A 20,807-nucleotide genomic window follows, 5' to 3' on the forward strand; every position below is an offset into this window, starting at 1 on the left:
TTTGCTAGTACCTTTCATTATACCGTTGATAACCTAGGTTTGCCATTGTTTACTGCAAATAAAAAAGCGAACAACTAAAATAGTTGTTCGCTTTTTATTTAAAATGAATTACTTATCTGAAATTGAAGCAATTCCAGGCAATTCCTTACCTTCAAGGTATTCAAGTGAAGCACCACCACCAGTTGAGATGTGTGTCAATTGGTCAGCAATTCCAAGTTGTTGAACAGCTGCAGTTGAGTCACCACCACCAACGATAGTCGTTGCATCATTCTTCTTAGTAACTTCAGCAAGCTTTTCACCAATTGCCAAAGTTCCCTTAGCAAAGTTAGGCATTTCGAACACACCCATAGGTCCGTTCCAAACAACTGTCTTTGCATCATCCAAAACAGAATCAAACAATTCGATTGACTTAGGTCCAATATCAAGACCCATGTAACCATCCTTGATACCATCATCAGCGATGTAAGTATCAGCATCGTTAGCAAACTTATCGGCTGCAACAGCATCAACAGGCAAAACTAGCTTATCACCAGCTTCATCAATTAACTTCTTAGCCAAGTCAACCTTATCTGCTTCAAACAATGAGTTACCGATTGACTTACCATTGGCAACGTCGAATGTATACGCCATTCCACCACCAACGATAACCTTATCCGCCTTCTTCAAAAGGTTTTGGATAATTTCAATCTTATCAGAAACCTTGGCACCACCGATGATAGCAACGAATGGACGCTTTGGATCTGTAACGGCACCACCTAAGAACTTGATTTCCTTTTCCATCAAGAATCCAGCAGCAGTTTGATCAATGTTAGATGCAATTCCTACGTTTGACGCGTGTGAACGGTGTGCAGTACCGAAGGCATCGTTGACGAATACATCACCCAATGAAGCCCAGTACTTACCAAGTGCAGGATCATTCTTTGATTCGCGCTTTGTTTCAACACCATCTTGAACGTCGGCAAAACGTGTGTTCTCAAACACAAGAACTTGTCCATCATCAAGACCATTAACAGCCTCTTCCAATTCTGGACCTTCAATTGCAGGAACAAATGTAACAGGTTGTCCCAACAAGTCAGCTAAACGTTGTGCAACAGGCTTCATTGACAACTTCTTCTTATCATCTTCAGTCTTTACACGACCCAAGTGTGAGAATACAACGGCACGTCCACCGTTATCCAAAACATATTTAATTGATGGCAATGCAGCCTTAATACGGTTGTCGTTTGCAACTTCAACTTCGCCTTTTTCTTCCTTCAATGGCACGTTGAAATCAACACGCATTAGAACCTTCTTACCTTTAACATCCAAGTCTTCAAGAGTTAACTTAGCCATAATAAGAACTTCCTTCTTTCTATACTTTTATATCTGTAATTATAACATTTTTTGAAAAAAACAGGCGATTCAGTTTACACTAAACCCCCTGTTTTTTTAACGAACTGAATCGCTTATTAAAGCTCTGCCAAGTGCTTCAAAGTACGGATCATGTTTGAAGTGAAACCGTATTCATTGTCATACCAAGCAGCAGTCTTAACCAATTGGTGATCACCAGCTGTTACGACTTCAGTCAAAGTTGGGTCAAAGACAGAACCGTGTGTGTCTCCGATGATATCTGAAGAAACAATTTCATCACCGTTGTAACCGAATGATGGAGTTTCGTACTTCTTCATTGCATCGTTAACTTCTTCTGCAGTAACCTTCTTGTCCAAGATAGTTGTCAATTCAGTAATTGAACCGTCAACAACTTGTACACGTTGTGCATGTCCGTTCAACTTACCCTTCAATTCTGGAACAACCAAACCGATGGCCTTAGCAGCACCAGTTGAGTGAGGAATTGTGTTGGCAGCAGCTGTACGGTTGTTACGTGGCTTGCTTCCACGAGGTCCGTCCAAGATCATTTGTGTTGAAGTGTAAGCGTGAATAGTTGTCATCGTTCCAACTTCAATTCCAAATTCCTTGTTCAATGCATCAGCCAATGGAGCCAATGATTGAGTAGTACATGAACCAGCAGAAACAATGTTATCTTCTGGAGTCAAGATATCTTGGTTAACACCGTAAACAACAGTATTGATATCACCAGCAGGTGCTGAGATCAATACCTTCTTGGCACCAGCGTCCAAGTGAGCTTGTGCCTTTTCCTTTGAAGTGTAGAAACCAGTTGATTCCAAAACAACGTCAACGCCGTCGTTTTCAACCCACTTCAAATCAGCAGCATTCTTTTCAGCATAAACACGGTACTTCTTACCGTCAACGATGATACCATCTTCGTCAGCCGAAACTTCAGCGTCCAATGTACCATGAGTTGAGTCATACTTTAGCAAATATGCCAACATTGCAGGGTTAGTCAAGTCGTTGATAGCAACAACTTCGATGTCATCTGCAGCATCCTTTAATTCAAGAATACGGCGGAATGCCAAACGACCAATACGTCCAAATCCATTAATACCAATCTTTACAGTCATGATAAATGATTCCTCCCAGAACTTCATTTCGTAAACTTTTTTACAAGTATTATTATACGACTTTGTTTAACAATTCGCAAACTTTCAGACCGTTTTTTTGCGGACACATCATGTGACTGCTAATCACGATACGCAAGGCGTTTGTCTGCTTACTTTATTTTCCAATCCAAGACGTCTTGCAAGGCATCTTCATGGTTTCTTAGCGTGACACGCAATTCTTGTGACATATTTTTCATAATGAGGTTTCCGACACCCTTGAAAACTGGTGTAAGGCCGATAACTGCCATGCGAACGATAATAAGCACTGTGATAAACACAACAACCACTGTTAGAATTCCGATCATATTTTGAATTGGCATAATAAATACTCCTCTTTTTAATTAACTTTAACTTAACTTTAGGTTTAAATAAAAGCTCAGCAATTAAGCTAAGCTACTCTTTAAGTATATATTAGGTTTAAACTAATTGCAATAGGTTTAATTTAATTCGCCACTCCTACGGTAGAAATCTAAAGTTGCCTGAGCAAAATCTATTGGATACCCAAAAGCTTCTTCCAACATCCATGGTGCTAAAGGCATGTCTGGGTGCTGTTTTGCCACGCGTTTTAAGTCTTCTGCACTGGTCATATAAGTTAAAACCGACTCACGTGCAGACACTTCATTATTTTGTGCACGTGTCGACTGATAATCTAACAAGTCCCCTAAATCTGAAATCGCATGAAAATATTCTTCGACAAGTGTTTCAGCTTTCTCAAAGGTCGACAATGCTTTATCAATGAAGATATATACTTTGCCATCTTTTATTGACGTGACTCCTGCTAGTCCTGAATTTTCTTGCAGTGGAATCGTGTCCAAGATTGTTGCTGGCATCCCGCGTTCTGCTAAATCATTTTCCACCCGTATGAGTAAATCCTCATACCGATTATTTTGCATTGCGATCCTCGTAATCTGCGATGAGACCTTCTACATATGCTTTAGCACGGTCAACAACACGTTGGCGCTCATCATCAGGTAATCCTGAAATATCTAAGCCCCAATGTGCTGCCATGAGTGCTGGTTCCTCTGAGACAGTTGCATTGGCCATTTGGTCTGGATCTTCAACGAGTTCAGACTTTGATACATTAAAGTACTCTGCCATCTGTTCAATTTTGTTGATACGCGGATACGTCTTTCCATTACACCAATCTGAAATTGTTGCCGTTGATACACCTACGACTTCTGACAACTTCGCTGCTGTCATACCGTGTTGTTTCAAAAGGCGCTTAATATTACGCCCCATGATGTCTTTTCCTTCTGAGCTTGCCATAGTGTCACCTTTTCGTATTTTGTCATTTATATTCTATATTAGCTATGATAAAGGGAAACTTAATAAAATGCAAGGTTTAACCTAATTGTAATATTATGAATTGCTTTTGCTTAATTGCTCGGCTATAATATGACGAGTAGTTATTGGACCCGTAGTGTAATGGATATCACGTTAGATTCCGGTTCTGGAGATGTGGGTTCGATTCCCGCCGGGTTCATTCTTAAGTCGTTACAAATATTGATTTATAGCTATTTGTGTTACGTATATACACAATAAAAAGTCCTGATAGATTTCTCGTAATTGAGTATCTATCAGGGCTTTTTTATTTTAAGTTATTTGGCACTTTAAATGGTGACCAAACACATTCAGTTACCGATTGCCTGCCTCAAGACGTGCGCATTTTCAAAATCATCGGTGAACACGCCTTCATAACCACGCTCGAAAATTTGCTTTAACGTTGGTGTATCATCAATGGTCCAGATACGCTGTCGATTGGTCACCTCATTTAGCATTACCGAACGCTTTAAGTGCAAAGCATCTAATTGATTTCGTACCATAAAATCTAGCGGACGGGATATCGGCGTCTCACTAATTAAGGCAATTTGCTGTCGTTCATCTAATCTACCGATGCGCTTAACGCTACCTAAATTAGCAGATGAAAAAACAGTTTGTTCTGCAAGATCAAATCTATGCACTGCTTCTAAGACCAACGTCTCAATCCCTGGATACTGGATATTTTCCGTCTTTTGAAAAATCTGTAACACTCGTTCTAAGGTTTGTATCGCGCTTTGCTTCCCCTGCCTTTGTTGTGGGCGTTGCAAATCAGGCATGAGGTGAAACTGGGCTAACTCTGCCACAGTATAATCTCTAATGTATCCGTGTCCATTTGTTGTACGATCAATTTTTTCATCATGCATAACTATCGGCTGAAAATCTTTCGTTAGATGCACGTCAAATTCAACTGCCTCACCTTTTTGGGCAATATACTCAAACCCGTCAATTGAATTTTCAATATATTTTCTGGGGACACCACGGTGCCCAAAAATGGTTGTCTTTCCCATAACTATTCTCCAGCTTGCTCATTGGCCGACTTAATATCGGCGTCTGTTTTTTCAGCAGCCTTCGCAAGTTCCTTATTAACATTTTTACCATTGATAACATTTTCCATGGCATTTTGTGTATTCACACGTTCTTTTGGCATTGCCGTAATCAAGGCACCAGCTGACGCAGTATTCTTCTTGGTGTCCTTGAGTTGATCAACTGGAGCTGCCAAGATAGGCGTTTTTTTGAACGCATCCTTAAGTAACCTGGTGTCATAAGACTTCTTATTTATCGCAAAGTAGCCCGTATCAATTGACCATTGGGCTTGTTCTTTTGGAGAAGTTGCAAACTTTAAGAATTCTGCTGCGCCCTTTTCTTGCTTATTAGACTTACCCTTTGAAAGCCAGATGCTGGCCCCACCAATTGCCACACCATTAGCTGGCTTATTTTCTGGATGCGGCATGTAAGTCACACCAACATCAAACTTAGCATTCTTTTTAATATCACCAAGTGATGCAGATGAATTCATGAACATATCAATTTGCTTTGACGTAAAGCCAGATAGCTCGTTATCGGCCGCATTTGCCCCAGTGCCATAATCAACCAATGTTTTGGCATCTGCATTTGTCTTGATCCAATTTAAAATATTCTTACCAGCAGCATTGTTGAACGTTGACTTAGTCGCTGTCTTTTTTCGACCGTTCCCATTATTCACTAACTCTTGATTTTGATTGGCTAGCAATTCTTCAAAGTTCCATCCATACGGTAAAATAGAAAGTTTTGCTTTACCTGTTTTTTCTTTTAACCGTTTAGCTGCATCCGTCACTTGTTCATAAGTCGGACTTTTGGGTAGTTCATCAATTCCGGCTGCTTTAAAGGCATCCTTGTTGTAATACAAGACAGGGGCACTTGAATTAAAGGGCATTGAGTACAATTTTCCATCAACGCGATAATAATCAAGAATGTTTTCACGGATGTCTGAAGTATCATACTTATACTTTTTAGTAATCGTTTCCATCGGTTCAATCATACCTGAGGTTGCCAATTGTTTTGTTGAAATTTCATTCGATTGGAAAAGGACTGGGGCTTTCTTGGTGCCACCTACTGATAGAAATTTGGGCAAAGCTTCAACATATTGCCCTTGGAATTCAGGAACAACTTTATAGTCATTTTGCGATTGATTAAAATCGTTGACCACCCGTTCGATTGACTTTTGCGTCTCGCCGGTCATTGAGTGCCAAAAAGTAATTTTTTCAGGCTTGCTGGCTGCATTTCCATGAACCGTTGCCAAAGGCATCGCTGCTCCCACGCCAACTGTTAGTAAAATAGAATACTTCGCGATATGTTTAAACATGATTTGATTCTCCTATTAATCGTTTTGATGTTATATCGTAGCTCATAAACTGTTGGGTGCGTGTTGCTATTTAATCACACCACTCGTTAAACCATTTTTAAAATATTTTTGACCAAAGAAAATAATCAGCATTGTTGGAATAACAACGATAATGGTTGCTGCCATAATCAAACCCCAATTACTGGCCGTATCCTGAGCGCGCATTTGACGTAACCCAATTTGCGCCGTACGTACTTTATCATTATCCGTCGAAATTAAGGGCCATAGATACATGTTCCAATTTGTTAGAAAGCTGTATAACGCAAAAGTAATCAAACTTATCTTACAATATGGCATCACCACCTTTGTTATAAACTGGAAATGGGATAGACCTTCAATCTGACTCAATTGTTTCAATTCAGGAGGCAACTGCTCGAAACTTGTTTTGATCATAAACGTACCAAAAGCGGATGCTAAAAATGGCAAGGCCATTGCTGAATAAGTGTTGAGCAGATTTAAATCACGCATCAAATTAAAGTTTGGAATAATTTGCGACTCGAACGGTAACATCATCGTACTCAAAAAAATAACAAACGCAGTCTTTTTAAATTTGAAATCTAAAAAGACGAACGCATAGGCAGCTAAAATTGATAGAACTAATTGTCCAATCATCACCACCCCTGACACGATTAAACTATGCAGCAAGAATTGTGCCATGTGTGTGTCAGTAAAGACACGGACATAATTACTAAACACTAATTTTTGAGGAAACAAGTTACCTTGTGAAATGGAACTGCTTGATGACAAACTCAAAGAAATTCCCAGTAAAAGCGGAACCATCAAAATGATGGCAATCACACTCAATAATAGATAGTTTCCAATTTGTTTTGTTCGATTAACCTGCATATTTAGCCGCCTTCCGCTTATTTAAGTAGAATTGGATAAACGTAAAGATCATAATAATAACCGTCAACACGACTGATTCGGCACTTGCACGACCGATTGTATGATTTACAAACGCATCCTGATAAATTGAGTAAACTAAAAGATTCGTATGATAGTCTGGTCCACCAGCTGTTAAAATATCGACTTGTCCAAAAGTTTGGAAAGCATTAATCAACGTTACAACCATCACAAAAAATAGCGTTGGTTCAGTCGCTGGTAAAGTAATTTTACGTAAACGTAACCACTTTGAAGCACCATTCAAATCTGCCACTTGGTATAGATCCGTTGGTATCGCTTGAACTGCGCCTAATAAGATTAGGAAAGCAAACCCAATATTCATCCAAACGGTTGTGCCGATAATAGCCACCAAAGCCCAGACTGGGTCCGACAGCCAATTCACATCTGGCAAATGCAATGCGGCAAGGACCTTACTAAATAGACCAATTTGGGGATTAAACATAAATAACCACAAAATTGAAGCTACAGTTACCGAAATCCCCATTGTTGCTGAAAAAATTGTTCGGAAAAGCCCCATACCTCGCATTTTTTTACTCGCTAGGATTGCCAAAAAATAGGCGCATAGTACTGTAAAGATTGAAGTTGCAATGACAAAAATCATCGTAACCGTAATTGATGTCATAAAGCTATCTGAATGAAATAGATTTATAAAGTTTTTGAAACCGACAAATTTAATTGGGTTCCCCATCAAATCAGTTAATTGGGTGATCAACCAAAATGTTTTAATCATGGGATAGAAAACAAACATCCCCAAAACGACTATTGAAGGCAGTAATAAGACCAACGCTAATAAATTCTGTTTCTTTTGCATTATTTTCCCTTAATACCCTTTACTTAAACGGCCAATTCGTTGATTGGACCAAGCCCAACTAAACGATCATCTGCATCAAACAACATCATTTGATCTGGTAAGATATCAAAGGCAATCTCATTACCTGTTCGCAGATTTAATTGGTCACTCACCTTCAATCTAAATGGCTCTGCTGCGCCAATTTCAACCGAAATGTTTGTCCCATCACCTAGTGGTTCAATATGTGTAATCCGTCCCCTAAAAGCGCCTTGAGGTGTTAACCGGACACTTTCAGGACGAACACCAATTCGGACAGGACCAGCCAATTCATGGTTAAAGGTTATTTCAACACCATTAACAAATTGGAGACGATTTCCCATTAATTGCCCATCAAGCAAATTTATGGCAGGTGAACCAAAGAAATCGGCTACATAAGTATTCGCTGGTGCATTATACAGATCTAACGGTGCACCAATCTGTTCGATGCGCCCCTGGTTCAATAGCATCACTTGATCACCCATAGTCATAGCTTCTGTTTGGTCATGGGTCACATAAACAACAGTTAACCCCAAGTGCTGTTGTAACGCTCGAATCTCACGACGCATCTCGGCGCGTAGTTTCGCATCTAAATTTGATAACGGTTCGTCCATCAAAATGACTTTTGCGTCTGAGACCAATGCACGTGCTAAGGAAACGCGTTGACGTTGCCCACCCGATAAATTTGTAGGTCGCTTATCCTTGTACTCAGTCAAATGAACTGTTTGTAAAACTTCATTTAAACGTTCCTGTTGCACTTCCTTATCCACATGGCGAGCCTTTAACCCAAAAATAATATTTTCGGATACGGTTAAATTTGGCATTAGCGCATAATTTTGAAACACCATTGCTAAATGCCGATCCTTAGGTGGTAGATTAGTGACATCCCGTCCATCAATTTCAATGGTCCCATCATTAATTGGAATAAAACCAGCAATTGCGTTTAAAATGGTACTTTTCCCAGATCCTGACGCACCCACTAGTACATAAAATTGGCCATCCTCAATTTCAGTATTAATATCTTTTAAAACTTCTTCTCCATTGTCATATGTTTTCTTTATGTGCTTTAACTTAATTGACATGCGCCTTAAATCCCTTCTCCTGTAACCAATTGGTTAATTAATGTTTATTACAAGATTAACTTTAGCAAGTCTTTGTAAATCTACTTTAGTAAACAGGTAAAGACTTTTCCCGCGGTGTAAGCAAATAAGGGTCAAAACTCATGAAAACGCTTTATTGTAAATATTTCACCTTCATTTGAAATATATCTGTTATACAAATCAATTTATCAAATTTAAGCTTCATTAAAACGCAATCGTGTTATAATGAATTTGTAACATAGTTGCAACACAAAATAGATGGAGGATTTTACACATGGCTGATTATACTGAAAAAGAACAAAAGGTTGTTTCAAATATTGCTGACACAATTGAAAAGTTAGATGATTCAATTGCCAAGCTTGACACATTGGAATCTGATTCAAAGTCACATTCAATTAAAGAATGGTACGACGAGCACAAAGCTATTCACGAAATTAAGCACATCTTGAGTGAAATCGGTAAGTACGGTAAGTACGATGAAAAAGAAGCTCTTGCTGATGAAAAGGAACTCGAAAAGTTTATCGGAAGCCTTGATTCAGACGCTTCATCAAAATAATTAACAGTAAATAAAAAGTAGATCGCAAATGCGGTCTACTTTTTTTGTGGTTTCGATTTTGATGCTTTGATGACCCCGGTGAGAATGAAACGTGTGAAAAAAAGCGCCTTAAATTATAGACCTATTTTTTAGCGGGTTTAGTCTAATTAAAACGCTCCTGTATTTAGTGCACAAAAAAAGCAACCACCGTAGTGATTGCTTTTTTAAGCGTCTTAGAACGCCTTAACGATTTCCATAACACCAAAGACAAGCAAGTATGCTGCCAACAAAGCAACAACAAATGACAAGCCAAAGGCTGGGCTGAACATCATTACAATTCCAAGGATAAGACCAATGATTGCCATGATAACAACAAACCAGTAGTATCCCTTACCAACTTGCTTAATGTACTTAGCTGCCCATAGTTCGAACAATGAATCCATTACCATACCAATGGCAACGGAGATCCAAACGTAGATAGCACCAAAGCTAGCAGGCCAGATAATGATGGCAAGACCAACGATAATATCCAAAATAGCAAGGAATGTTAACATTCCTGTACTCTTCATTCCAATACTACGTAGGTGTCCACGTTGTGAGAAATGCAAAATTCCATCAATAATCATGAAAATTCCGATTACGATTACGATTGCTGCCAAAGATCCACCAGGGAACTTCAAAACAACAAACGCAAGAACGAGTGACAAAATTCCAAGCACTAGGCTGAAAATGTCAAAACCTTTACTCTGGTTCATAATAACCCTCCAATAGTTAATATTACTTTTTTATAACAGGCTTTATGATACCATATCGTCAGTTTTTAATCAAAACTCCATTAAAAACCATTAAAATTTAACTGGCAGTTGCAGTACCATTCGCATAGTTAATCGTTACCCCTGGTTGCACATTTGGAATAAACACATTGTATTGAATGCTACCATCCGTCGACTTAGCTTCTAGTTTGGAACCTGATGGTACTAGATTAGCCCCATCATAAATTGGCGTCACGCGATAACGAATTGTTTTATGTTGATCTAACCCTTTACGGACAATCGATTCGTAATAATTTTGACCTGTGTTACTAGGATCCCCATTCGAAGCTTGGTTAGCCCAAGTTGTTTGGGTCGTGATGTTTCGTGGATTGGCTTCAGAAGCGTCAAATCCCTTAACACCACCAGCTAACGCATAGGCAATCGAATGACCGCGGTTGTATAATACTTGGTCACCATTTAACCGCATTTGATGCCAACCAATTGGATTGATCTTTTTATCATTCCCCGTATGTTCACGCTTTCGGTATTCCCGACTTGTATTGTTTAAATATGCGTTTGCCACCCCTGGTCGTCCCTTTTGATCTAATTGCGCTAACTGCACGTACGGCGCAACAGTAACATTGGCATTTAAATCATTTTGATTATTATTAATCACGTAGGCACCAGAACCATTAAATTGTAGATTATTGGCCCCTAATTGCTGTTTAACATTTGGCGTAACAACACTAGCAGCTTGTGTCTGTGTTGGGTGCACACTTGCGCCGCCAGATTGACTCATTTTAAGTGATCCTGTTTTACTACGAGTGGATGTGTTTTTTGGTAAGTAGGTACTCTGACTAAACTGCTTAACTTGGTCTTCTGAAATCAAGCCAAAGTGTTGACCAACCAATAATGCACCAGCAACAGCCAATCCAGCAATAGTGATTTTCTTGCCGTTCATACCTTGTTTTTTACGTCGTCTTGCCATGTGTGTTCCTCATATCCTTTTGTTAAGTTTAACCTAAAACTCTATTAAACCACAAAAAAAGCCAATTAACATCATTGGCTTTTAAAATATCATGATTTTTTTGCTTTGCGCCGGGCAAAAACTCCTAAGCGATGGCGGATTTGATCAGGCGCTAGATGTTCTTGAAGGATTGGTAAAGCACGCTTGGGCTTACCACCTACAAATTCTAACGTGCGGCCTGACATATCAGGTTGACCCGCTGAAACCTTTTGATTTGGTTTAATTTTAATGATAATACCACGATAGTAGACATTTAAAATGATTTCTAAACTAACGTACTCAACTTGCTCCCAAGGGACAATAATGTAGCCACCTTTATTAGAACGAAATTCAATTCCTTTTGTTCCATAAAATAGGTATCCCGGTTGAATATTAACTGGTGATAACAACGCATTGGCTGGTGCTTTTAATTCGGGTTGTTTGGTTTCTTGTGCCATAGCGCACAGCCTCCCTTTTCATTTAACGATTATGTATAAAAACTGGTAGAAGCTACCAGTTTTTTTAGATTAAGCCATAATACCTAAGGCATAGGCTAAGATTCCAACAGCGAACAATCCGAAGATGATTACAATTGGTGAAACATGCTTACGAAGTAGCCATAGAACGACAAACATCAAAAGCAATGGTGCCAATCCTGGGATCAATTGATTCAATGTATCTTGAACCGTCGTAATTTTAACGGCCCCCAAATTCTGACCACCTTTAATTTTACCAGCGATATCAGTGATTGTTTGTGGACTTAGGTGTCCTGTATTAATTTGCTTGGCAAGTGCATCTGTATCGACATAACTACCCTTTTGCAAATTAACCTTAGAAAGTACCATTGGGAAATTCATCGTGGTCCAACGCGGAACCAACACTCCCATAATAAACATTCCTAGAATCGATGCACCAGTGGTTAACTTTTGCATCATCCCCCCACCCAAGTTCTGGGTGATATTTGTTCCTTCACGATAACCCAATTCTTGGGTGTACCACAAGAAGGCCATACGCATGATATTCCAAACAACGAAGAAGATGATTGGTCCAAGAATTTGACCACTTTGTGCTAACCCCGCTGCAAAGGCTCCCAAAACTGGACGAACTGTTCCCCACCAGATTGGATCACCTACACCAGCTAAAGGTCCCATCATTCCAACTTTAACACTGTTAATGGCTTCATCATCAATATCAGCGCCATTAGCTTTTTGCTCTTCCATCGCCATTTCGACACCAAGAATAGGTGAGGCCACATATGGATGTGTGTTGAAAAACTCTAAGTGCCGCTTAAGTGCCGCAGCACGATCTTCTTTTGTTTTATAAAGACGCTTGATTGTTGGTACCATGGCATAAGCCCAACCAACGTTTTGCATACGCTCATAGTTCCAAGCCGCCTGGAGGAAAGTTGAACGCCACCAGGTTGCATAACGATCACCCTTTGTTAGGTGAACCTCGTTCATTTGTACTTGCTTTTCTTGTACTGAATTACTCATTGTACTCTTCCCCCAAGCCTAGTAATTATTTAAAATTGCATCAATTTGGTCACCAGATGATCCTGAACTTGAACCACCTTCGCTTCCACCACCATCATTTCCACCATTAAATCGTGGTGAAAGTTGTAGGTAAATAAGTGCCAAAACCAAACCGATAATTCCCATTGCAATCAAATTCAATTCGGTTACTGCAGAAAGGGCAAATCCCAAGAAGAAGAAAGGCCATAGTTCCGGCGTGGCCATCATGTTGATAACCATGGCATATCCAACTACCACAATGAAACCACCGGCAACGGCTAATCCCTTTGTAATGACATCTGGAATTGCATTCAAAGCTGCATTAACTGGGCCTGCGCCAACTGCGATAACGATAATCGTTGGAATCGCAATTCGCAAACCTTGTAAGGTCAGTGCCGCCATATTCACCGCATCGAGACCACGTAAGCTTCCCTTTTCGGCTTGTCGGTCAGCGACATGGGCCAAAACAACTGTTAAGGTACGTACACCAATCGTTAAGACTTGTCCAGCAATGGCTAGCGGAACCGCAATCGCCATTCCTTCATAGACACTAACTTGGGCTGGTCCGGTAACTAGATAGGCTGAGACAACCGACGCCAAAGCTGCATCGGGGGCCACGGCAGCTCCAATGTTCATCCATCCTAGGGCGAGCATTTGAAGAGTTCCCCCCAAAATAATTCCTTCAGTTACATGCCCATTGGCTAGACCAATCAGTGTTGCTGCAACAATTGGCTGTTGGAATTGAAACTCATCTAAGATGCCATCCATCCCCGCCAAAAATGAAATTAATACTACAAAAAACGCTGAAATCATGCGTTTATCCTCCTCTAATAGCGTTTAGGTTCCATGATTAATCTTTCAATAAAGCGAAAATGTCTTTACTTGGATCACTTGGTACCTTACGAACGTCAAATTTAACTCCTTGTGCTCGCAACTCTTCTAAGCACTGCACATCTGCGCTATCAACGGCAATGGCATTCGTAACCATCCGCTTTCCTTCAGAATGTGACATTGAACCAATGTTAACTTCTGTTAATTTAACACCAGCTGCGACTGCTCTTTCAACATCTTGTGGTGTTTCAAAAAGCAACATGGTCTTGAGTCCCTTAAATCGTGGATCATCCCATACATCCACTAATTTTTGAATTGGTACAACATTTACCTTTACACCAACTGGTGCTGCTTGTACAAGTAATGTCTTTCGCAAATCATCATGTGCGACTGTATCAGAAACAACAATGATGCGATCTGGTTGAACGGCTTTCGTCCAAGCTGTGGCAACTTGACCATGCAATAACCGTGAATCAATTCGAGCCAACCGAATATCCATCGTTGCTTCACCCGTATGCTCAACTTTATTGATGTCGGTCGCTGGCGCGCTTGGTGTTGTTTCCATGGCTGCATCTGCTTCTGTAGGTGCTTCTTCAGTTGTTTGTGTTCGTTCTGGAATTGTATTAATTCCATTTTGTGCGACATCTATTAAAGCATGCGCAATCTCACTCGCTTTTTCCATTGTAAAACGGGCCCCATATGCTTCGATGAGCATCGGCAAATTCAATCCGGTAATAATCGCCATCCGTTCTGGATGTTCCGCTTGAATTCGTGATGCTGCATTAAATGGTGATCCTCCCCATAAATCAACCAAAAACAATACTTCGCCAGTCTCTGTTGCTTCCCCAAGTGCTTGCGTGAAGTGTTGCATCAAATCTTCTGGTCCTTCATTTGGCATGAAAGTAACCACTTCAACATCTTCTTGCTGTCCAAAAATCATTTCACCTGATTGTTGGATTCCCTTGGCAAATTCCCCATGACTTGCAATTATGAATTTAACCATAGCGCCCTCTCCTTTAAAAAGTTCTGGATCCATTGATCCTTATTACAAACTTTATTCTACATGACTATTCTTGTTTTGTAAACGTTTTCATAAAATAGATTTTCATAAAAAAAAGACCAGTTTCCTGGTCTCTTTGCGCCATATTCCTAACTGTTCTTGAAAACAAGGCCATGTTCAGGTGTTCGTGCGTTCTTAACAATTTTATCAACTGCGAAAACTTCATCTAATTGTTCCTCAGTAAACTCACCTGTTTCCTCGGCTAACTCACGTAGAGGTCGATTTGTTTTCAAAGCTTGCTTAGCTAAGTTGGACGCCTTTTGATATCCAATAATAGCTGCCATTGCCGTTGTATATGAAATCGATAAATCAATGTCTTGTTCTAAGCGTTCTTCATTTGGTGTAATACCCGTAATCGCGTTTTCACGGAATGTTTTCAATACCTGTGTCAAATGATCAACTGAAGCAAATAAACGATATAACATCACTGGTTCAAAAGCATTTAATTCAAGTTGTCCCGCTTCAACGGCATTCGTGACAGTGATATCATTTCCCATCACTTCAAAGGCAACTTGGTTAACAACCTCAGGAATCACTGGGTTAACTTTCCCAGGCATGATTGAACTACCTGCTTGACGAGCTGGTAAATTAATTTCATTAAGGCCCGAACGTGGTCCCGAACTTAACAAACGTAAATCATTTGCAATTTTTGAAAGATCGACCGCTAATGATTTTAACGCCGCTGAAAGTTGTAAGAAGCTGTCCAAGTTTTGTGTTGCATCAAATAGGTCTGAGGCTTGCTCTAGTTCTAGTCCCGTCACTGCGTTCAATTCAGGAATGATATGTTCTTGATAATATCGTGAGACGTTAATTCCTGAACCAATCGCAGAACCGCCAAGGTTTAATACATGTAAATCAGCTTGTGCCTTATCAATTCGATTCAAATCACGCTTAAGTGGCTTCAAATAGGCATGAAATGAATTTCCCAAGGTCATTGGCACAGCATCTTGGAGCTGTGTGCGTCCCATTTTATAAACATCTTCAAATTCTTCCGCCTTAGATCCTAAAGCAGCCATGAGCTTTTCAATTTCCAACATTAGTGGTTTCACAATATGAATAAGCGCTAATTTTCCCGCAGACGGAAAGACATCATTGGTACTTTGGCTCTTATTCACATGATCATTAGGGTTAATGTATTGATATTCCCCTTTTTCATGCCCTGATTTTGTTAAAGCAACATTGGCAATAACTTCATTGGCATTCATGTTCATACTTGTTCCCGCACCACCTTGAATTGGATCAAGTGGAAACATATTTTCATAGTCAACAGGTTGACTCAACAATTCATCAGTTGCCGTCAAAATGGCATCCGCAACATCAGTATCTAACGTCCCTGCCCCTTTATTAGCTTTTGCGGCAGCTGCTTTAATTTGAATCAAGGCTTTAACCAAGTTCGCATTTACATGATCTTTGGTAATTGCAAAGTTTTCTAAAGCTCGCATCGTATGGATACCATAGTAAGCTTGATCTGGTACTTCCATTTGTCCTAATGAATCTGATTCAATTCGCATTTTTATTGTTTCCCCTGTTATCGTTTTTCTTATTTTAAACAATTCGACCAACGCCTTCAAGTCATTTTAAAGAATATGTAAACTAATGCGACACGAATTCTGGTTCAATTAATTAAACTATCGGAAAATGCTATAATAGAAACACTATCTATCGAGGAGTTCTTATGATTAACCGAAAAAATTGGTGGAAAAGTAATCTACCTACCTATTTAATCATGTTTCTAATTGTCGTCGGCACCATTCTTTTACCATATTGGTTTACTGACACGAGTTTAATATGGCAAGCCGATGGGCTCTCGCAACATTTACCTGCCTTAATTCATTGGCAGAAAGACTTACACCATCTCTTGGCAACTGGGGATTGGCCAAGTCAATGGAATTTTCAAATTGGTTTAGGGTCCGATTATTATCAAACGTTTGCTTACTATACACTCGGTGACATTTTTAGTTACGGTGCTGCGTTCATCAGTAGCAAGCATGTCGTGAGTTATTACTCAATCATGATTGTCGTTCGCCTTTTTTGTGCAGGCTTGGCCTTTTTAGTGGCTGTACGACATTTTACAAAATACTGGCACCCCGTTATCAATACTATTGGTAGTTTAGTCTACTTGTTTAGTGGGTATCTTGCGTTAAGTATGTTTTCACACCCATACTTTATTAATCCACTAATTATCTTTCCGCTATTAATTGTCGCCATTGATAATTTAATTGATGTCCAAAAACCAAAATGGCTTCCAGCCGTTTTAATGATTAGTTGGACTCTGTGGAATAATTATTATTTCGCCTTTATGATGGCTATTGGAGCGACGATTTTCTTTGTCCTTCGCATCAGTTTGAACCACTCATGGCGTAATGGAAAGATGTGGCTGCGTGCCCTTTCAAGTACTGTTGTTGGCTTTCTTTTGCCCATGCTCATCTTCTTACCAAGCATAATTGGGACGTTGGACTCTGCACGAAGTCAGTACCGTTTTGCGAATGGGCTGACCTTATATCCTTTGAACTATTATCTATCCCTGCCCGGTAATCTGATTAGTAACGCACAAAGTCCCAATTTTTGGTTAACTGGTGGTTTTTCAGATATTGGCATTATCGCAATTCTATATATTTTGCGCCGCTATAAAACGTATCCACTGCTTAGTTGGGTCTTTGGTATGGCTGGCCTCTTCTTACTATTTCCAGCGGGCGCTGCCCTCATGAATGGTGGCTCATCGCCATCAAATCGTTGGATTTTTATGTTAGGTCTTCCCCTCGCACTTAGCGTCGTCCTTTTGTTAAATCACCTAACTGAATTACGGAAACAGGACTTCTATTGGATGACCGGCGTGGGCGTTATTATCTTTATTTCAATGCTATTCACCAATAATTTTGACTTACATGCCAATTTTGCGAATATGCTTTTCATTGGGGTACTCACTATCTTTTGTCTTTACTGGGCAATTTCTCACAAAGTGGGTCTATACGCTCTCTTAGGTGTTGTGGCCTTGAATGCAATATTGATCATGCAACAAAACCATATGACTGATTTAAACCCTGAAAAAAGCGCGCTGCTATCAAATAAAAATGTTCAAAAACTGGTTGACCAACAAGCAAATTATTTTGATGAAAACATTGATGCTGATTTAGCCAAAGCACGTGGTGAAGCAAACACACCCGTTCCATCAACGCTATACCGTTCATATATTGATACGCAACTTGGATCTGATTCAGAGATTGACCCTGCACCAGCAACGAATTTAGCTCTCAATAGTCACGCACACAATGCGGAGTCATATTGGTCCTATCAAAATGGTGCAGTAAATCAGCTAATGAAACGTTTAGCATTACCACAAACTAATAATAATGATATTACTAGCAATCTTGACCGAAGAAATGTGCTATCGAATGTACTTGGCATTAAATATTGGTATGCCAATCCACAGTCTGGTTCACCCGCCAGTTATCAAAAACTGACGCCACCGATTACGATTAATCGACAAACCGTCACACAAAGTGACTCAGTTTATCCGCTAGCTTATCTACCAAAATATGTCGTCAGTGAAAAGACATTTAACCACGCAGATACGACAAATCGTGAAGCCTACTTAGCAGATAGTGTGGTAACAAATGCCGTAACTGAACACACTTCAAAACAACAATTTGAACGTACTGTAACCACTACCTCAATTCGTTCCAACTTACAGGAGCGTTACACAGACAAAGTTCATTTCAATTACACACCTAGTCGTGAATCCGATGAACAAGGTATCTACCTCAAGCCGAATGCAACGTTAGATAACCATGAGTTGCATTTAGAAATCACCAACCTACATTTTAAACCAGCTAATTTTAACCAACGCGCAAAGTATGCCACGAACAGTTACCGAGATGCGAAAATTGAACAGAATAACAATCCAAGAAATCCACTGGATTATCGTTCCAATGACCGCGCCTTTAATTGGAATTGGCGTCGAAAGCATCTTGATACAATTGGTAAGAACGTGAGTGGTTATACATTTACCACTAGTTATGCTGGAAACAACCAGACATTTGTTCAAACAGGACAGAAAAATCTATCCTTCTATAATCCTAAGCAGAATATCACCTTAAATTTAGGGACTGCGACAGATGTTAAAAACACAGCATATTTACCATTTACCTTTAGTCAACCTGGTCAATATACCTTTGATGTTAAGGTTAAAGCCATTCCAACCGGACAGCCGTTTAAAAAAGTATCACAGCAAGCACAAAAACAAGCTGTTCCGTTAAATATACAAAAAGATCAAATTCCTGGTCAGGTAACTGGATCTAAAAATCAGATTTTAGCCACAACAATTCCTTATTCTAAGGGTTGGCATTCTGCCAATAATCAAGTGATTAAAATTAATGAAGGTTTTGTCGGTATAAAATTACACACCGGTAAAAACGACATCTTGTTAAACTATCAAACACCTGGTTTGAAACTAGGACAGTATCTCTCACTACTTGGTCTTGTTTTATTACTTATATTCGGGGTAGTTACATTAATCAACAAAAAAGCCATTAGTCATGCCGACTAATGGCTTTTTTCAAACATCTAATCAAACTTAACTGCTTCATCTGCAATTATAAGGACGCTCTCAATTTTATTTTTTGCACGTAATCTCGACAACCAGTTGTCAGGGAAGTCATTGTCAATATAACTAAAAGCCAGACCAACAAGTGCAGCATTTGTGTCTGTATCGCCACCTATTTGAACGGCAGCATGAACGGCTTCAGCATAATCTTGAAAGTTTAGGCTCGCCCACAGGACGACATTGAGTGTATCCAAAACGTAACCACTCGTCGCTAACTTTGCCTGGTCTTGAAGCTTAATTTTATTCACAATATCAGTCGGTGTGACAGTTGCATCAGTCACCAACCAACCCATTTCTTCTTGTTTTAATAATTCTTGGACGGCTGGTTGACGATTAATCGCACGAATAGCCTGTAAGATAGCTTTCTCACTATCACCACGACGGGCCAGTACACGGATAAAGTAAACAAAAAAACGTGAGGCCAATTTTGATCGCATCTGACCATGTGTTAATCCAGTTACTGCATCAACTATTTGTTCCAAAGTCATCTGGGCTGGATATGCATAAAAAGCTAGTGGCCAAATGCGCATTAGGGCTCCGTTTCCACTTCCCAATGGATTATTAAGCCCAAAATTACCATATTTGCCTGTCTCATGAAAATGTTTGATTGCCGCGGCTGTTTCATCGCCATAACCAAAAGCAACCCCATCTGGCGTATATTGGCCTTCATAAAGGTAATCATCAAAGTTCTGCATAATTGCCTTTAAATCGTATTCACCAGTCAACGCTGTGATGGTAGCTAAAGTCAAACTCGTATCATCACTCCATGTCCCCGGTAATTGGTTATTTACACCACCACCTTGCATTTCAGTGGAAACTTCTGTATTGGACGCATTAAACTCATATGGAACGCCGAAAGCATCACCCATTGCAAATCCGTACATACCACGTCTTAATAATTCGTTTGCCATCTCAACCCCTATATCTCTTCCGTATCAAACCAATCTTTGATTGTTACCCATTTTTCTGACTTATTGATGAAAATTTCATAATCAGTAATATTGGTTATCGTGTGGCGATCAGTTTCCAAAGGCATCCAGAATGTCTCATCAGCCCGCCTCAAAATATCGATGTGTGAAAATTCTGTGGTTTGCCCCTCCGGATCTTTTAGTTGGAAGAAATTATCAATATCAAACTTCTTTTCTCCAACAACTGGGCCATCTACTGTTAAATCATCTATTAAGTCTTGAAAAGATTCATTTGTAATCGTTTCACTCATTTGTCTGTCCTTACTTTTTTCATTTTCTCTAGGCTTATTATAACTGTTTTTATTATTGATAACAAAAAAGAGACCATCTTGTGAGATAGTCTCTTTTTAATTATCGGGACGACAGGATTCGAACCTGCGACCCCCTGGTCCCAAACCAGGTGCTCTACCAAGCTGAGCTACGTCCCGAAATGTAAATAAAAAATCCCAAATGGGATTATGCCGTCGGTGGGAATCGAACCCACACTCCCAAGAAGGGAACTGGATTTTGAGTC

At 39.8% G+C, this 20,807-nt stretch carries 21 protein-coding genes and 2 tRNA genes; 3 read left to right on the plus strand and 20 right to left on the minus strand.

What is annotated here, in order from left to right; all coding sequences use genetic code 11:
* Window positions 1–108 precede the first annotated feature (108 nt).
* The 5 genes from IV50_RS02430 to IV50_RS02450 all read right to left on the minus strand — a co-directional run bounded on the left by IV50_RS02430 (window position 109) and on the right by IV50_RS02450 (window position 3,764).
* Window positions 109–1,332, minus strand: a complete 1,224-nt coding sequence (locus tag IV50_RS02430; protein WP_057744540.1) for a phosphoglycerate kinase — start codon at window positions 1,330–1,332, stop codon at window positions 109–111.
* 116 nt (window positions 1,333–1,448) lie between these two features.
* Window positions 1,449–2,459 (minus strand): type I glyceraldehyde-3-phosphate dehydrogenase, encoded by a 1,011-nt coding sequence (gap, locus tag IV50_RS02435; RefSeq protein ID WP_057744544.1) that lies wholly within the window; start codon window positions 2,457–2,459, stop codon window positions 1,449–1,451.
* A gap of 149 nt (window positions 2,460–2,608) precedes the next feature.
* Entirely contained in the window at window positions 2,609–2,818 is a 210-nt protein-coding gene (locus tag IV50_RS02440) for a hypothetical protein (RefSeq protein WP_057744547.1), read from the minus strand.
* A 117-nt stretch (window positions 2,819–2,935) separates the two neighbouring features.
* Entirely contained in the window at window positions 2,936–3,391 is a 456-nt protein-coding gene (locus tag IV50_RS02445) for a hypothetical protein (protein WP_057744550.1), read from the minus strand.
* Window positions 3,381–3,764 carry a helix-turn-helix transcriptional regulator gene (locus tag IV50_RS02450; protein WP_057744553.1) on the minus strand — a complete coding sequence of 128 codons (384 nt, stop codon included), beginning with the start codon at window positions 3,762–3,764 and terminating at the stop codon, window positions 3,381–3,383. The genes IV50_RS02445 and IV50_RS02450 overlap by 11 nt, the downstream gene beginning before the upstream one ends.
* Window positions 3,765–3,909: 145 nt before the next feature.
* Here IV50_RS02450 and IV50_RS02455 point away from each other — a divergent pair.
* Window positions 3,910–3,981, plus strand: a tRNA-Arg gene (locus IV50_RS02455).
* A 148-nt stretch (window positions 3,982–4,129) separates the two neighbouring features.
* On the opposite strand, the gene IV50_RS02460 is transcribed toward IV50_RS02455, so the two are convergent.
* From IV50_RS02460 to IV50_RS02480, 5 genes are all read right to left on the minus strand, one after another.
* A complete protein-coding gene (locus tag IV50_RS02460; protein ID WP_057744555.1) occupies window positions 4,130–4,825 on the minus strand; it encodes a glycerophosphodiester phosphodiesterase family protein in 696 nt (231 codons plus the stop codon).
* A 2-nt stretch (window positions 4,826–4,827) separates the two neighbouring features.
* On the minus strand, window positions 4,828–6,159 hold the full coding sequence (locus IV50_RS02465) for an ABC transporter substrate-binding protein (protein ID WP_057744558.1): 1,332 nt from the start codon (window positions 6,157–6,159) through the stop codon (window positions 4,828–4,830).
* Between the two features lie 66 nt (window positions 6,160–6,225).
* Window positions 6,226–7,044 (minus strand): carbohydrate ABC transporter permease, encoded by an 819-nt coding sequence (locus tag IV50_RS02470; protein WP_057744561.1) that lies wholly within the window; start codon window positions 7,042–7,044, stop codon window positions 6,226–6,228.
* Window positions 7,034–7,912, minus strand: coding sequence for a carbohydrate ABC transporter permease (locus IV50_RS02475; RefSeq protein WP_057744565.1), 879 nt, complete (start codon window positions 7,910–7,912; stop codon window positions 7,034–7,036). Before IV50_RS02475 ends, IV50_RS02470 begins: the two co-directional genes overlap by 11 nt.
* Window positions 7,913–7,935: 23 nt before the next feature.
* The gene (locus IV50_RS02480; RefSeq protein ID WP_057744568.1) at window positions 7,936–9,009 is read right to left on the minus strand and encodes an ABC transporter ATP-binding protein; all 1,074 of its coding nucleotides are present in this window, start codon (window positions 9,007–9,009) and stop codon (window positions 7,936–7,938) included.
* A gap of 292 nt (window positions 9,010–9,301) precedes the next feature.
* Here IV50_RS02480 and IV50_RS02485 point away from each other — a divergent pair, with 292 nt between their 5' ends.
* Window positions 9,302–9,583: a hypothetical protein gene (locus IV50_RS02485; protein WP_057744571.1), complete on the plus strand. Its 282-nt coding sequence runs from the start codon at window positions 9,302–9,304 to the stop codon at window positions 9,581–9,583.
* A 212-nt stretch (window positions 9,584–9,795) separates the two neighbouring features.
* Here the strand turns inward: IV50_RS02485 and IV50_RS02490 are convergent, their stop codons facing one another.
* The 7 genes from IV50_RS02490 to IV50_RS02520 form a co-directional block, all read right to left on the minus strand.
* On the minus strand, window positions 9,796–10,317 hold the full coding sequence (locus tag IV50_RS02490; RefSeq protein ID WP_057744574.1) for an HdeD family acid-resistance protein: 522 nt from the start codon (window positions 10,315–10,317) through the stop codon (window positions 9,796–9,798).
* 97 nt (window positions 10,318–10,414) lie between these two features.
* Window positions 10,415–11,302, minus strand: coding sequence for a DNA/RNA non-specific endonuclease (locus tag IV50_RS02495; RefSeq protein ID WP_057744577.1), 888 nt, complete (start codon window positions 11,300–11,302; stop codon window positions 10,415–10,417).
* Between the two features lie 89 nt (window positions 11,303–11,391).
* Window positions 11,392–11,778: a hypothetical protein gene (locus IV50_RS02500; protein WP_057744580.1), complete on the minus strand. Its 387-nt coding sequence runs from the start codon at window positions 11,776–11,778 to the stop codon at window positions 11,392–11,394.
* A gap of 69 nt (window positions 11,779–11,847) precedes the next feature.
* Window positions 11,848–12,813, minus strand: a complete 966-nt coding sequence (locus IV50_RS02505; RefSeq protein WP_233119727.1) for a PTS system mannose/fructose/sorbose family transporter subunit IID — start codon at window positions 12,811–12,813, stop codon at window positions 11,848–11,850.
* An 18-nt stretch (window positions 12,814–12,831) separates the two neighbouring features.
* Window positions 12,832–13,644: a PTS mannose/fructose/sorbose transporter subunit IIC gene (locus IV50_RS02510; RefSeq protein ID WP_057744584.1), complete on the minus strand. Its 813-nt coding sequence runs from the start codon at window positions 13,642–13,644 to the stop codon at window positions 12,832–12,834.
* Between the two features lie 37 nt (window positions 13,645–13,681).
* Window positions 13,682–14,665, minus strand: a complete 984-nt coding sequence (locus IV50_RS02515; protein ID WP_057744587.1) for a mannose/fructose/sorbose PTS transporter subunit IIB — start codon at window positions 14,663–14,665, stop codon at window positions 13,682–13,684.
* A 146-nt stretch (window positions 14,666–14,811) separates the two neighbouring features.
* Window positions 14,812–16,233 (minus strand): aspartate ammonia-lyase, encoded by a 1,422-nt coding sequence (locus IV50_RS02520; protein WP_057744590.1) that lies wholly within the window; start codon window positions 16,231–16,233, stop codon window positions 14,812–14,814.
* 164 nt (window positions 16,234–16,397) lie between these two features.
* Between IV50_RS02520 and IV50_RS02525 the strand changes: the two genes are divergently transcribed.
* On the plus strand, window positions 16,398–19,268 hold the full coding sequence (locus tag IV50_RS02525; protein WP_057744593.1) for a YfhO family protein: 2,871 nt from the start codon (window positions 16,398–16,400) through the stop codon (window positions 19,266–19,268).
* Between the two features lie 17 nt (window positions 19,269–19,285).
* Here IV50_RS02525 and IV50_RS02530 read toward each other — a convergent pair whose 3' ends face one another.
* The 3 genes from IV50_RS02530 to IV50_RS02540 form a co-directional block, all read right to left on the minus strand.
* Window positions 19,286–20,236, minus strand: a complete 951-nt coding sequence (locus tag IV50_RS02530; RefSeq protein ID WP_057744596.1) for an ADP-ribosylglycohydrolase family protein — start codon at window positions 20,234–20,236, stop codon at window positions 19,286–19,288.
* Between the two features lie 8 nt (window positions 20,237–20,244).
* On the minus strand, window positions 20,245–20,544 hold the full coding sequence (locus IV50_RS02535) for a hypothetical protein (RefSeq protein ID WP_057744598.1): 300 nt from the start codon (window positions 20,542–20,544) through the stop codon (window positions 20,245–20,247).
* 103 nt (window positions 20,545–20,647) lie between these two features.
* Window positions 20,648–20,721 (minus strand) — tRNA-Pro (locus IV50_RS02540).
* Window positions 20,722–20,807: the final 86 nt, after the last annotated feature.

It is taken from the genome of Weissella viridescens, from assembly GCF_001437355.1.
GTDB classification, from domain to species: Bacteria; Bacillota; Bacilli; order Lactobacillales; family Lactobacillaceae; genus Weissella; species Weissella viridescens.

Bases quoted from the DNA above. Each gene is read 5' to 3' on its own strand.
- IV50_RS02430 (WP_057744540.1), bottom strand. From the start codon at position 1,332: ATGGCTAAGTTAACTCTTGAAGACTTGGATGTTAAAGGTAAGAAGGTT.
- gap (WP_057744544.1), bottom strand. From the start codon at position 2,459: ATGACTGTAAAGATTGGTATTAATGGATTTGGACGTATTGGTCGTTTG.
- IV50_RS02440 (WP_057744547.1), bottom strand. From the start codon at position 2,818: ATGCCAATTCAAAATATGATCGGAATTCTAACAGTGGTTGTTGTGTTT.
- IV50_RS02445 (WP_057744550.1), bottom strand. From the start codon at position 3,391: ATGCAAAATAATCGGTATGAGGATTTACTCATACGGGTGGAAAATGAT.
- IV50_RS02450 (WP_057744553.1), bottom strand. From the start codon at position 3,764: ATGGCAAGCTCAGAAGGAAAAGACATCATGGGGCGTAATATTAAGCGC.
- IV50_RS02460 (WP_057744555.1), bottom strand. From the start codon at position 4,825: ATGGGAAAGACAACCATTTTTGGGCACCGTGGTGTCCCCAGAAAATAT.
- IV50_RS02465 (WP_057744558.1), bottom strand. From the start codon at position 6,159: ATGTTTAAACATATCGCGAAGTATTCTATTTTACTAACAGTTGGCGTG.
- IV50_RS02470 (WP_057744561.1), bottom strand. From the start codon at position 7,044: ATGCAGGTTAATCGAACAAAACAAATTGGAAACTATCTATTATTGAGT.
- IV50_RS02475 (WP_057744565.1), bottom strand. From the start codon at position 7,912: ATGCAAAAGAAACAGAATTTATTAGCGTTGGTCTTATTACTGCCTTCA.
- IV50_RS02480 (WP_057744568.1), bottom strand. From the start codon at position 9,009: ATGTCAATTAAGTTAAAGCACATAAAGAAAACATATGACAATGGAGAA.
- IV50_RS02485 (WP_057744571.1), top strand. From the start codon at position 9,302: ATGGCTGATTATACTGAAAAAGAACAAAAGGTTGTTTCAAATATTGCT.
- IV50_RS02490 (WP_057744574.1), bottom strand. From the start codon at position 10,317: ATGAACCAGAGTAAAGGTTTTGACATTTTCAGCCTAGTGCTTGGAATT.
- IV50_RS02495 (WP_057744577.1), bottom strand. From the start codon at position 11,302: ATGGCAAGACGACGTAAAAAACAAGGTATGAACGGCAAGAAAATCACT.
- IV50_RS02500 (WP_057744580.1), bottom strand. From the start codon at position 11,778: ATGGCACAAGAAACCAAACAACCCGAATTAAAAGCACCAGCCAATGCG.
- IV50_RS02505 (WP_233119727.1), bottom strand. From the start codon at position 12,813: ATGAGTAATTCAGTACAAGAAAAGCAAGTACAAATGAACGAGGTTCAC.
- IV50_RS02510 (WP_057744584.1), bottom strand. From the start codon at position 13,644: ATGATTTCAGCGTTTTTTGTAGTATTAATTTCATTTTTGGCGGGGATG.
- IV50_RS02515 (WP_057744587.1), bottom strand. From the start codon at position 14,665: ATGGTTAAATTCATAATTGCAAGTCATGGGGAATTTGCCAAGGGAATC.
- IV50_RS02520 (WP_057744590.1), bottom strand. From the start codon at position 16,233: ATGCGAATTGAATCAGATTCATTAGGACAAATGGAAGTACCAGATCAA.
- IV50_RS02525 (WP_057744593.1), top strand. From the start codon at position 16,398: ATGATTAACCGAAAAAATTGGTGGAAAAGTAATCTACCTACCTATTTA.
- IV50_RS02530 (WP_057744596.1), bottom strand. From the start codon at position 20,236: ATGGCAAACGAATTATTAAGACGTGGTATGTACGGATTTGCAATGGGT.
- IV50_RS02535 (WP_057744598.1), bottom strand. From the start codon at position 20,544: ATGAGTGAAACGATTACAAATGAATCTTTTCAAGACTTAATAGATGAT.